This window comes from Rhodanobacter sp. FW106-HT46G03, assembly GCF_058789895.1.
In genome coordinates this window covers 1,764,621-1,776,037 of sequence record NZ_JBYTCC010000001.1, presented here as the reverse complement: position 1 = coordinate 1,776,037, position 11,417 = coordinate 1,764,621, and the positions used below count along the sequence as shown (strand labels likewise).

The following is an 11,417-nucleotide window of genomic DNA, read 5'->3' as shown; positions in this document are numbered from 1 at the left end:
CGTCCGCCATGGAGAAACCCGTGAGCCACTTTCCGCCTCCCCACCCGTTTTCCACGATCGCCTTGTTGGCAGCCTTGGTGGTCACCTCCACCGGGCTGGGTGCGCAATCCATCGAGGCCGCAAACCCGATGGTCCTTCGCAGCGTGATGCAAGGGATGGGGCGCGACATGCAAGCCGTCACCGGTGCGATCTCCAGCGAGGACTGGGCCCTGGTTGCCGAGTTGGCGCCAAAGATCGCCAAGCATGCCGAACCGCCCTTGTCGGAAAAAATGCGCATCCTTGCCTGGCTTGGAGCAGACGCCGGAAAGTTTCGGGTTTTTGATGGCCAGGTGCACGATGCCGCCAACGCCATGGGCGAGGCTGCAAAACGGAAGGACGGTCAAGCCGTCATTGCGGCTTTCTCCAGGACCCAGCAAAGCTGCCTGGCTTGCCACCAGGGTTTCCGCCATTCGTTCGTGGACAAGTTTTATGGTGGACGCTAGCTGGCGACGTGTCTGACCCGCAGTACCACGTGGAACTGGTCAAGGAGACAAAAGAAACCTGTGGACGCCTGGACATCGCGGTCAACAACGCCGGCATCAGCCATGAGTTCCTTCCGGCGGGCGAGATCCCGCTCGAGGTGCGAGGCCGGGTGATCCACATCAACCACCGGGGTGGCAGGCGCACCAAGGGATGCAAGGCCGGCCATGCATGGCTGGTCCCGCCCTCTGATGCGCTGATGCCAACGAGCTGCGCGAGATGATCGGATTTGCCAGCCGGCGGCCGATGGAGCTGGCGGTCGAAGCGGATGAGACCCAATCCGCCTGGGTGGCAGCGGGCGGGTGCTGTGGCAGGCGCGCAGCCGATTGACCCATATCAACCTGACGGCCGCCTGCTGGCTTGTAATGCCGAGACGCAGGATCAGCCCCCGGGGAATGCCATGCTCGAGTTCATTGTCGACATCGATCCGGAGCACGACGACGTTGCGTTGCTGCGTTTCGCCTTCGCCCTCGCCCGCCAGCACGGCGCGCATCTCACCGGCCTGCAGGCCGTAACGCTCAGCACGGCTGAAGTCATGGTGATGCCGGATGCCATGCTCGTGCTGGAGGAACGGGAACAGGCGGCGCGGGGCCGCCGCGACTGGTGGCGCGAGTTGTGCCGGAGGCACGGCGTCGAGGGGAGTTGGGAAGCGCATCGCGGTCTCCACGAGGCGGTGCTGTCCCGACGCGCCAGCCTTGCCGACCTCGTGCTGGGGCGCTTGGCGCGTGAAGCCGCCCGCCTGACATCCGGCCTGAATCCGCTGGGTCGCGTACTGTCCACCGAAGCGGCGCCGATGCTGCTCGTGCCCGATCAGTGGCCGGGCGAGAACGGCGTGCACAAGGTGACGATCGCCTGGAACGGCTCTACCGAGGCGGCGCGCGCAGTGCGCGCGGCGGCTCCGCTGCTGCTGCGCGCCGACGAGATCGTGGTGCTGGATGGTGTATCGCGCATCCAGGCAAACGAGCGGCGGATCCGGCTGGCGCTTGACCGCTGGCTGGAACGGCACGCGCTACGGGCGCAATGGGAAACCCTCGACGAAGAGGACGACAACGGGCAATCCATCCACGACCGTGCGCGCGGCCATGGCGCCGATCTGCTGGTAATGGGCGCGTGGGGCCATTCGCGCATGAACGAGTGGCTGCTCGGCGGCGTCACGCGGCATCTGCTCCAGCACAGCGAAATGCCGCTGCTGGTGGTGGAGGCGTGAACCTGCGGCATCTTCTTCGCTGCCTGCGTCGCGCAGCCGGAAAGCGCGCGATATACCCGGCACCACCGGTGCCCGTCGTTGGCCGAAAGCTGACCGCCCGTTGATGCAGGTCAACATCGCGCAGCGACCGTTCCGCTTTGCTGGCACCATGACATCCGCCGCGCGGAGGCGTACGCATGAAAATACTGCTGCCCGTGGACGGGAGCGCCAGCTGCACGCGTGCCGTCCGTTACCTGGCCAGGCACTGGCCTGCCGATGCCGTTGTAACCCTGCTCAACGTGGACCTGCCGCTGCGCAAGTCGATCGCCGGGCGGCTGGATGTCGACAGCGTTGCGCAATTTCACCGCGACAGCGGTAACGCCGCGCTCAAACCGGCCAGGCGCGAACTGACCAAGGCGGGGCATGTGTTCGACGAGTGCCTGCTCGTGGGCGATCCGGGAACCGAAATCGTGCAGTTTGCACGGCGCGGTCGCTACGACTTGATCGTGATGGGTTCACACGGCCGCGGCGTACTGAAGAGCCTGTTCCTCGGCTCCGTGGTGACGAAGGTGCTGGCCGGTTCGAAGGTGCCGGTGCTCGTCGTGCGTTGACGCAGGCGCCCACGCGAGCGGGCGCCTGAAAGCCGGCCGTTTCCGGGCCGCTTAGGCCGGTGACTTGGCCGGTACCGGGGCGGGCCCCGCTCCGGCCACGCCGCCCATGAAGCGGCGCTTCACCAGCTCGACCAGCACCAGGTACGTCGCCGTGGCTGCCAACAGGAACACGAAGAAGGCCGGCGGCAGCGGGACGAAACCCAGATCCGCGGCCAGCGGCGTCGCCGGAATCACGAGGCCGACCACCACCGCGGCCACCACGCTGGCGATCAGCCCGTTGCTCGGCCGGCTGCGCAAGGGGTTGCCGGCGGTGCGGATCACGAACAGCACCAGCGTTTGCGTGGCCAGCGATTCCACGAACCAGCCGGTGTGGAACTCCGCCGGCGAGGCGTGCAGCCACACCAGCAAGGCGTAGAAGGTGAGGAAGTCGTACAGCGAGCTGATCGGCCCCACGCCCAGCATGAATCGGCGGATCAGGCCGATGCTCCAGCGGCGCGGCGCGGCCAGTTGCGAGGCATCCACGTTGTCGCCCGGAATGGTGATCTGCGCCAGGTCGTAGAGAAAATTGTTGAGCAGGATCTGGGTGGGCAGCATCGGCAGGAACGGCAGCACCAGAGCCGCCACCGCCATGCTGAGCATGTTGCCGAAGTTGGAGCTGGTTCCCATCAGCAGGTACTTGGTCACGTTGGCGAACGCGATGCGGCCCTCGATCACCCCGGCATGCAGCGCTCCGAGGTCACGCTCACCCAGCACGATGTCGGCCGCATCGCGCGCCACGTCCACGGCGTTCATCACCGAGATGCCGACGTCGGCGGCGTGCAATGAAGGGGCGTCGTTGATGCCGTCGCCAAGGAAGCCCACCACGGCGCCGCGGGATTTCAGCGCCAGCACGATCCGGTGTTTCTGCGCGGGGCTGACCCGTGCGAAGACGCTGACGCGCGCAGCCATGGCGCTCAGGGCATCCTGGTCGAGCGCATCGAGCTGCGCGCCCGTGAACACTTCGCGCGTATCCAGCCCGACCTCTTCGCAAACATGCCGGACGACGAGCTCGTTGTCGCCGGACAGGATCTTCACCGTCACCCCGTCGCGGGCGAGCGTTGCCAGGGAATCCGCCACCCCGGGCAGCACGGGATCGGCGAACGCGACGAAACCGGCGAGCACCATCCCGGCTTCGTCTGCCGCCGTGTAGCGCGGCTGTCGTTCGACCTTGCGCCAGGCGATGGCCAGGGCGCGTTGCCCTTGCCGGCCGAACGCGTCGCAGGTGCGCTTGATAGCGGCGGACGCGCCGGTGTCCAAGGGATGCAGCGCACCGTCCTTTTCGTATTGCGTGCATTGCGCGAGCACCGATTCCGGCGCGCCCTTGGCAATCAACAGGATTTCGCCATCGTGTTCGATCACCACACCAAGGCGGCGGCGCTCGAAATCGAACGGGATTTCGTCGATTTTCCGAACGGCGCCCGGCGGCAATGCGCATCGTTTCAGGATCGCCTCGTCCAACGGGCTGTGGATGCCGCTCTGGAATGCGCTGTTGAGGCGTGCAAGGAATCCGGTGTGTCCGGACGGCGCGCCAAGTGGATCGGTCATGGCCGCAACATTGGTTTCGCTGCGCGTGAGCGTGCCGGTCTTGTCGCTCAGCAGCACGGTCATGCTGCCGAAATCCTCGATGGCGGCGAGATGCTTCACCACTACGCGGTGGCGCGCCATGCGCACCGCGCCGCGTGCCAACGTGACGGTGGTAATCATCGGCATGAACTCGGGGGTCAACCCCACGGCCAATGCCAGCGCGAACAGCAAGGTCTGCAGCATCGGCCGGTGCAGCACGATGCCGGCCAGCACCACGACCAGCACCAGCGCGAACACGGTGCGCATGATGAGCCGCGCAAACCCGGCCAGGCCGCGCTCGAATTCGGTGGGTGGCGGACGCTCCGACAAGCGTGCCGCGACATCGCCGAACGCAGTGTCCCTGCCGGTGGCGAACACGATGGCGGTGGCCGTGCCCGCGACCACCGAGGTGCCGAGAAACACCAGGTGCTGCGCATCGGCGTCGGTGCCTTGCGGGCGCTCGCAGGCGAGCTTTTGCGCCGGCAGGGATTCGCCCGTCAGGGCCGACTGCTGCACGTGCAGATCCCGGGTTTCAAGCAGACGCGCGTCCGCAGGTATCCGGTCGCCCGCAGCGAGGCGGATCAGGTCGCCCGGCACCAGTTCCCGGCGCGGCACTTCCCGCCAGGTGCCGTCACGGCAAACGCTGGCCGTAGGGGCGATCTCTGCGCGCAACCGCTCGGATGCACGTTGCGAGCGGTAGCTCAGCGCAAAATTGAGCGCCACGCTGAGCAGGACCATGACCAGGATGATGGTCGCCCCCACGGGGTCGCCGAGGGTTCCCGAAATCACTGCCGCGGCGAGCAGCATCAGGACCAGGGGATCGCCCAGCAGCCCGAGCAATGTCCGAATGTACCGGGTACGTCCGTCGGTCCGTGTCTCGTTGGGCCCGTACGTGGAAAGGCGACGCCTGGACTCGGCGTCGGCCAACCCGTTCGAAGTGCTGTTGAGCAGCTCGAACAGCGATTCGAGGGATGCCAGCCGTGGGTCCGCGGCTGGCTCGGTCGGGTGCGGGGTTTCGCTCATGACGAGGCGAACATTGCCTCCGCCTCCCCTGCCGATATTGATCGCGATCAACCGGAATCGAACCCGGTGGCATGCACCGCGGAAACTCTTTTCTGCCGGTCGCCGCGCAGTCGGAAAAGTATCTTTCCAACCAGGGAGTGATGCAGCAATGGCATTGGTTCTGGTCGATCAATTCACCATAGTCCCGGCAATCATTTCACTCATGTCATGGCTTGCGTCTTTGGCATCAAACGCGGCATGGGCGATCGACAAAACGTTGATTGGGATCAACAAGTGCTTGCCGGCCCGATTTACGGTGAAATGCGCCCCCGGTCGGCGCCATTTCCTTCCGCACAGGAGTCGGTCATGAAAAAGATTGCGCAGTTGCTGCTTGCTTCCGCCGCCATGGTGGCGCTGTTGCCGATTGCCTCGGCCGCCGACCGTGACTTGGAGTGCAGTCTCAAATTCAATTCGAAGCAATGGTCGGCGCTATATTCCAGCGCGGTCGGGGAAGGCATCGTGACTTGCAAGGACGGCTCGTCGATGCCGGTTGCCATCCGCGCAAAAGGCATTGGCATCACTGCCGGGAAATGGAAGATCACCGACGGCAAGGGCACCTTCACCCACGTCGCCAGGATCGAGGATGTGCTGGGCAGCTATCTGGCGGTCAGTGGCGACGTTGGCGTGGCCAAGGCGGGCACGGCCCAGGCGCTGACCAAGGGCAAGGTATCGCTGGTGCTTGCCGGCAAGGGCAAGGGCTTCGATGTCGGTGTCGCGATCAGCAGTTTCCGGATCAGCCAGCCCGGCATGAAAGCAGGCAAGCCCGGCGCCGCGGCCCCCAGGCCGGCGGACGAGGTGAAGTAGACGGCCTGCCCCGCGGGTGCGACCGATGAGGGTCAGGTGCGGACAGGCCGATCCGCGTCGGCGACGGGGTCGCGTCACGGCGGCAGTCGGCGCAGCCAGTTGCCACGTGCAAGCCAGAGGGCCAACCGGGGGACGAGGTTGAACAGCAGGATGCCGATCTCGTAGATCGCCATGCCGCCGTAATGCACGGCGTCGAAAGTCTCGTTCGAAATCCTGAACCAGCGGCTGTGCAATCGGTACATTCAGCTCCGCGCGAAGATGAAGGCACCCGACCAGATCAGCAAGGCGGCGTAGTTGAGGCATACGCACCAGAGCAGGACCTCCCGTATCAGGGTCATGGTCATGGCGCGGCTCCACAGGTGGAACGTGGATGGGTCGCGGCCGGCCCGGGGCGCGCCGATCCGTGCTGCCCTCGGCATGCGTCGCGCCGCCGAGGGCCATTTCCCCGCTCGCCGGTCGTTTCCGATGGCCGGCGAGCGGACAGGAGCACACTCAGCTGACCGCCAGTTTGCGGGCGCTGCCGTTCGCTTTCTTCGGCAACGTCAGCATGAGCACGCCGTTCTCGTAGTGTGCTTCGGCCTTGCCGCTGTCCACTTCGGTGGGCAGGCTGAACGAGCGGTAGAACTGTCCGTAATAGCGCTCCGTGTAGAGGTCGCGCTCGTTTTCCTTGTCCTTGTCCTTGTTGCTCTCACGCTTGGCCTCGGCGGTGATGGACACCAGGTTGCCATCGACGGACACGTCGATGGCGTCCTTCTCCACGCCGGGGATTTCCGCCTTGACCGTGTAGGCCTGGTCGTTTTCCACCACGTCGATGCGCATCTCCGGCGCTTCCAGCTCCTGCTGCCAGCGCGGGCGCAGGCCGAAATCATGGAACAGGTCCTCGAACATGGGTGGGCGGGATTCAAGCCGGCTCAGCGGCTTGAAGGGATTCCAGTGGACAAGATTGGCCATGGCATGGGTCCTCATGGAGGGAGTTGGGGAGACTCGCGCATTACGTGCGGGTCATCGCCCAACCTAGGCGCCGCGTATCGGGGAACGGTGATCCAGATCAACGTCGTGCGTGATCATCGCCGGGGCCCCGGGATGCGTCGCTGACGATCGCCCGTTGCCCGGCGCTGTCTGCGCCCAGGCAAAAGCCACCACCCGCATGATGTGGTGCACCACGTCATCGAGCATGCCGACATGCCGGTATTGCCGCGGCATTGACAATCGTCAACAAGCGGCTGGCGGCCGGGGCGCACCCTCGGCTCGACACCGCAAGCCCGACATTGCAAGGGAGAAGCCCGTGGACCGGCTCAATGGCAAAGTCGCCCTGGTTACCGGGGGCGCCCAAGGCATCGGCGCCGCCTGTGTGCAGCGCATGGTGGAAGCTGGCGCGCGCGTCGCCATCGTCGACGTGCTCGACGCCGCCGGGCAAGCGCTCGAACGCCAGTTGGGCGAACGCACCTGCTACCTGCATGCCGACGTGTCCGTCGAGGCCGAAGTGGCGCGGGCGGTGCAAGCCACCGTCGCCCGTTTCGGCCGTCTGGACGTGATGGTCAACAACGCCGGCATCTCCGGCGCCAACAAGCCCACCCACGAGCTGACCGAAGCCGAGTGGGACCGCGTGCAGGCCATCAACGTGAAGGGCGTGTTTTTCTGCACCAAGCACGCCATCGGCCCGATGCGCGCCGCCGGCGGCGGCAGCATCATCAACCTGTCGTCCATCTACGGCCTGGTCGGCGCGCCGGATGTACCGCCCTATCACGCGTCCAAAGGCGCCGTGCGCTTGATGAGCAAGACCGACGCGTTGCTGTATGCCGCCGACCGCATCCGGGTGAACTCGATCCACCCCGGTTTCATTTGGACGCCGATGGTGGAGCACCACCTCACCACGCTTCACGGCGACGCCGCGGCGCACCAGCGCGAGTTGGCGGCGCTGCATCCGCTCGGCCACCTGGGCGAGGCGGACGACATCGCCTGGGGCGTGGTCTACCTGGCCTCGGAGGAGGCGAAGTTCGTCACTGGCAGCGAACTGGTGATCGACGGAGGCTACAGCTGCCGGTAGCCGCCATCCCGAGGAGAAACGACCCATGTTCAAGCGCATCCTGCTTTCCACCGACGGTTCCGACTTGTCCCTGCATGGCGTGAAGCTGGGCATCGAGTTGGCCAAGTCCTGCGGCGCCAGCGTCTTTGCGCTGCACGTCATCGAACCCTTCCACGCGATCAGCTACGTGGCCGAGATGATCACCGCCACCCAGGCGGTGTACATGGAGGGCGCCGTGGAGCGCGCGGAACGCTATCTTGCCGAGGTGAGTGGTCTGGCGGCCAAGGCCGGCGTTCCCTGCGAAAGCAGCCATGTCGTCCGCGACCCGCCCAGCGAGGCGATCGTGGAGGAAGCACAGCACCGGCAATGCGACCTGATCGTCATGGCGTCGCACGGCAGGCGCGGCTTCAACAAGCTGCTGCTCGGCAGCGAGACGCAAAAAGTGCTGCAGACCAGCTCGATACCGGTACTGGTGTGCCGCTGAAACGGCCTGAACGCACGCATGACCCGGTGCGCCCTCGCCGCGACCAGGCAGGTCACCGGTTCATGCCATCGCATTGCCTGCGGGGGTACGCACGTACCGGTCGATTGCGGACTGTTCCAGGGTGGTGACCAGGACCACCTGAAGTTCGAACCGTTTGGCTTCGAGCCGGCGTCCGTCGATGCGCTGCTGTTCGCCCACGCCATCTCGAGCACGGCGTGCGTATCCCCCACCTGGTGCGGCAGGCTTCCACGGCCGCACCAGGCCACCTCGGCAACGCGCGACCTCGCGCGCATCCTCCGCGTGGACGAGCTGCATCGTGCCATCCGCCCAAATCTTCAGGCGCAACGGCGACGTGATCCTTCCCACGTTCGCGCTCAAGCGCGCAGGGAATCCTGTGTTACCCGCATCACGGCGCCGTCGACGGCAAGCTTCCCGCGTGCATGCCGGTATGCCTCGATTTGCCCATGGCAATCGCTGCCACCGAGGTGTGCCGCGGGTACCGGGAATGCTTCGACCGGCAATTCCACGACCGACTGCACCGAAGACGCCCGTGTCGCCATGCCCGGCCCGCGCCCCACGTTGTTGCACACAGTGATTTCTCCGCAGCCAACGCGCTGACTTTCCCGTCACATGGAGTGGATGAGAAGCACATGACGCGCCGAGCTTCCGACTGGTACAAGAAACCCCATCACCGCTGCCCCATTGCCGGATTCGCCCCCCATGATCCATCGCATCCTGGTCGCCATCAGCGCATCGACACTCCTCCTTGGCCTGGTCATGCGCATCGCCGGCCATGAGGCGGTCGCCAGCCTTGCGTGGACGGTGGGCGCGGCGCTCGTGTCCATTTCGATCGGTGTTTCCAGCGTCATTCAATTGATCCGGCGCAATGCCGGTGTCGACGTCATCGCGCTGCTTGCCATCATCGGGGCGATCGTCCTGGACGAGGCGCTTGCCGCCGCCGTCATCGGTCTCATGTTCGCCAGCGGGAGGGCGCTGGAGGATTACGCCGAAGGCAAGGCAAGGCGCGAGATGTCGGCGCTGTTGAAGCGTGCCCCGAATTCGGCCAACAAGTACCTGGGCGATGAGCTCGTGCAGATTCCCGTCGCCCAGGTGTCACCGGGTGATCGCCTTCTCGTCCGCAGTGGCGAGGTCGTGCCAGTCGACGGCCTGGTGGAATCCGAAGGCGCGGTGCTTGACGAGTCGGCACTCACCGGCGAGTCGCTGCCGGTTCGGCGACTCCAGGGCGAACTGGTCCGCAGCGGCGTGCTCAATGCGAGCGGCCCGTTCGATCTTTTGGCCACGACCTCTGCGGCTGACAGCACGTTTTCCGGGGTGGTCAGGCTGGTCGCAGCCGCCCAGCAGGCGAAGGCGCCATCCTCGCGCCTGGCCGATCGCTACGCATTGCTGTTCCTGCCGCTGGCTCTGGTGGTTGCGGGGCTCGCATGGGCCCTGACGGGCGATCCCGTCCGCGCGTTGGCGGTGCTGGTCGTCGCCACGCCCTGCCCGCTCGTCCTTGCCGTGCCCGTCGCGATCGTTTCCGGCATGTCGCGATGCGCGGCGCGCGGCGTGCTCGTCAAGGGCGGTGGTGCCCTGGAAGGATTGGCCCGTGGCGAAAGCCTCTTTTTCGACAAGACGGGGACGCTTACGGCGGGGCATGCGCGCCTGACGGCGATCGAAGCCGCCGATTCCATGGGGCCGGATGAATTGCTGCGAATGGCGGCGTCGATCGAGCAGATGTCCCAGCACGTGCTTGCCGCAGCCATCGTGTCGTTCGCAAGGCAACGGGGGCTGGCCCTGACGAAGCCCGCCGATGTTCGTGAAGAGCCTGGAGCGGGCCTGGCCGGGACGATCGACGGCCGTCGCGTCGTCATCGGCAGTTACGGCTTCGTCTCGCGGTTCGCTCCCGCCGCGGACTGGGCCGACCTGTTGTACCGGCGGGTGCGCCGCGAAGGCTCCACCGGGGTGTTCGTGGCCGTGGATGGCGCCATGGCGGGAGCCCTGTTGCTGGGCGACGAAATACGGCTCGATACCCCGCGTGCCATCCGCCTGCTGCGGCGTGCCGGAATCCGGCGCATCGTGATGCTGACCGGAGATCACCGCGACATCGCCGAGATCATCGGCGAATCCCTCGGGGTGGACGAAGTCCTGGCGGACCAGACGCCAAGCGACAAGCTGGCCGCCATCGAGGCAGCCGGGCGGACGAGCACCACGATCATGGTCGGCGACGGCATCAACGACGCGCCTGCGCTCGCCGCAGCCGATGTCGGCGTGGCGATGGGTGCACGCGGTGCCGCCGCGTCTTCCGAAGCGGCCAGCATCGTGCTGCTGGTCGACCGGCTGGATCGCCTGGCCGAGGCGCTCGTCATCGCCCACCGCACGCGAAGGATCGCCTTGGAAAGCGTGCTTGCGGGGATGGGCCTGTCGCTGGTTGCCATGGTGTTCGCGGCACTGGGCTTTCTCCCGCCCGTGGCCGGTGCCTTTCTGCAGGAAGGCATCGACGTGGCAGTGATCCTCAATGCACTGCGCGTGCTGCGGACCACCCCGGCCGGCGAAACCCGGGCACGACTGGATACCGCCGAAGGCGCCCGTCTGGCTGCCGAGCATCTTGAACTCACCCCGGTGCTCGACCGCATTCGTATTTGCGCCGACCACCTTCCGGTCTTGCCCGAAGCGGCGATCCATGCCGAGCTGGCAGAGCTGGATGGATTGCTGAGGACCAAGCTCCTTCCGCATGAGCGCGACGATGAAAAAAACCTGTACCCGCGACTGGAGCGCATGTTGGGCGGCGATGACCCCCTTGCTTCCCTGAGTCACACCCATCGCGAGGTGCATCGGCTCGTCCGCTTGTTCCAGCACACGGTCGAAGACCTGCATCCTGGGGCGTCGTCGCCCGAGGTCCTCCAGGATTTGCAACGCACCCTCTATGGATTGGACGCCATCCTGAGATTGCACTTTGCCCAGGAAGAAGAGATTTACCACGGCATGTCGGAGACAGTCTGACGGCGCTCCCGGCGGGCAAGTCCGGCTTTCACGCCGTAGCCCATTACCGCGGCGTTGGCGGCGCATCCTCTCCGGAGGATCCGAAGACAGCAGCCTATTCGCTCGCGTTGCAACGAGCCCGCC

General features: G+C 66.0%; 13 protein-coding genes. 8 read left to right on the top strand and 5 right to left on the bottom strand.

Annotated elements, in window-relative coordinates:
• Positions 1-77 precede the first annotated feature (77 nt).
• From AC3WP6_RS07580 to AC3WP6_RS07565, 4 genes are all read left to right on the top strand, one after another.
• Positions 78-482: a cytochrome c gene (locus tag AC3WP6_RS07580; protein WP_492627158.1), complete on the top strand. Its 405-nt coding sequence runs from the start codon at positions 78-80 to the stop codon at positions 480-482.
• 29 nt (positions 483-511) lie between these two features.
• Entirely contained in the window at positions 512-742 is a 231-nt protein-coding gene (locus AC3WP6_RS07575; RefSeq protein ID WP_291775473.1) for a hypothetical protein, read from the top strand.
• An 84-nt stretch (positions 743-826) separates the two neighbouring features.
• Positions 827-1,726 carry a universal stress protein gene (locus tag AC3WP6_RS07570; RefSeq protein WP_492627157.1) on the top strand — a complete coding sequence of 300 codons (900 nt, stop codon included), beginning with the start codon at positions 827-829 and terminating at the stop codon, positions 1,724-1,726.
• A 176-nt stretch (positions 1,727-1,902) separates the two neighbouring features.
• Positions 1,903-2,316 (top strand): universal stress protein, encoded by a 414-nt coding sequence (locus tag AC3WP6_RS07565; RefSeq protein WP_291775466.1) that lies wholly within the window; start codon positions 1,903-1,905, stop codon positions 2,314-2,316.
• Positions 2,317-2,367: 51 nt separating this feature from the next.
• On the opposite strand, the gene mgtA is transcribed toward AC3WP6_RS07565, so the two are convergent.
• Positions 2,368-4,941, bottom strand: coding sequence for a magnesium-translocating P-type ATPase (gene mgtA, locus AC3WP6_RS07560; protein WP_492627156.1), 2,574 nt, complete (start codon positions 4,939-4,941; stop codon positions 2,368-2,370).
• Positions 4,942-5,214: 273 nt separating this feature from the next.
• Here mgtA and AC3WP6_RS07555 point away from each other — a divergent pair, with 273 nt between their 5' ends.
• Entirely contained in the window at positions 5,215-5,784 is a 570-nt protein-coding gene (locus AC3WP6_RS07555; protein ID WP_492627155.1) for a hypothetical protein, read from the top strand.
• 74 nt (positions 5,785-5,858) lie between these two features.
• On the opposite strand, the gene AC3WP6_RS07550 is transcribed toward AC3WP6_RS07555, so the two are convergent.
• The 3 genes from AC3WP6_RS07550 to AC3WP6_RS07540 form a co-directional block, all read right to left on the bottom strand.
• Entirely contained in the window at positions 5,859-6,026 is a 168-nt protein-coding gene (locus AC3WP6_RS07550; RefSeq protein WP_291775457.1) for a DUF6868 family protein, read from the bottom strand.
• Positions 6,027-6,128: a DUF6868 family protein gene (locus AC3WP6_RS07545; protein WP_367188325.1), complete on the bottom strand. Its 102-nt coding sequence runs from the start codon at positions 6,126-6,128 to the stop codon at positions 6,027-6,029.
• A gap of 148 nt (positions 6,129-6,276) precedes the next feature.
• Positions 6,277-6,735: an Hsp20/alpha crystallin family protein gene (locus tag AC3WP6_RS07540; RefSeq protein WP_291775454.1), complete on the bottom strand. Its 459-nt coding sequence runs from the start codon at positions 6,733-6,735 to the stop codon at positions 6,277-6,279.
• Positions 6,736-7,069: 334 nt separating this feature from the next.
• Here AC3WP6_RS07540 and AC3WP6_RS07535 point away from each other — a divergent pair, with 334 nt between their 5' ends.
• Both AC3WP6_RS07535 and AC3WP6_RS07530 read left to right on the top strand, forming a co-directional pair.
• Positions 7,070-7,831 carry a glucose 1-dehydrogenase gene (locus AC3WP6_RS07535; RefSeq protein WP_291775448.1) on the top strand — a complete coding sequence of 254 codons (762 nt, stop codon included), beginning with the start codon at positions 7,070-7,072 and terminating at the stop codon, positions 7,829-7,831.
• Between the two features lie 25 nt (positions 7,832-7,856).
• On the top strand, positions 7,857-8,294 hold the full coding sequence (locus AC3WP6_RS07530) for a universal stress protein (protein WP_492627154.1): 438 nt from the start codon (positions 7,857-7,859) through the stop codon (positions 8,292-8,294).
• Positions 8,295-8,354: 60 nt separating this feature from the next.
• Here AC3WP6_RS07530 and AC3WP6_RS07525 read toward each other — a convergent pair whose 3' ends face one another.
• On the bottom strand, positions 8,355-8,672 hold the full coding sequence (locus tag AC3WP6_RS07525; RefSeq protein ID WP_492627153.1) for a hypothetical protein: 318 nt from the start codon (positions 8,670-8,672) through the stop codon (positions 8,355-8,357).
• Positions 8,673-9,014: 342 nt separating this feature from the next.
• Here AC3WP6_RS07525 and AC3WP6_RS07520 point away from each other — a divergent pair, with 342 nt between their 5' ends.
• Positions 9,015-11,294 (top strand): heavy metal translocating P-type ATPase, encoded by a 2,280-nt coding sequence (locus tag AC3WP6_RS07520; protein WP_492627152.1) that lies wholly within the window; start codon positions 9,015-9,017, stop codon positions 11,292-11,294.
• The last annotated feature ends 123 nt before the right edge of the window (positions 11,295-11,417 follow it).

Excerpts from the sequence above, each read along its gene's own strand:
- AC3WP6_RS07565 (WP_291775466.1), top strand. The coding sequence starts at position 1,903 with ATGAAAATACTGCTGCCCGTGGACGGGAGCGCCAGCTGCACGCGTGCC.
- mgtA (WP_492627156.1), bottom strand. The coding sequence starts at position 4,941 with ATGAGCGAAACCCCGCACCCGACCGAGCCAGCCGCGGACCCACGGCTG.
- AC3WP6_RS07550 (WP_291775457.1), bottom strand. The coding sequence starts at position 6,026 with ATGTACCGATTGCACAGCCGCTGGTTCAGGATTTCGAACGAGACTTTC.
- AC3WP6_RS07545 (WP_367188325.1), bottom strand. The coding sequence starts at position 6,128 with ATGACCATGACCCTGATACGGGAGGTCCTGCTCTGGTGCGTATGCCTC.
- AC3WP6_RS07540 (WP_291775454.1), bottom strand. The coding sequence starts at position 6,735 with ATGGCCAATCTTGTCCACTGGAATCCCTTCAAGCCGCTGAGCCGGCTT.
- AC3WP6_RS07530 (WP_492627154.1), top strand. The coding sequence starts at position 7,857 with ATGTTCAAGCGCATCCTGCTTTCCACCGACGGTTCCGACTTGTCCCTG.
- AC3WP6_RS07520 (WP_492627152.1), top strand. The coding sequence starts at position 9,015 with ATGATCCATCGCATCCTGGTCGCCATCAGCGCATCGACACTCCTCCTT.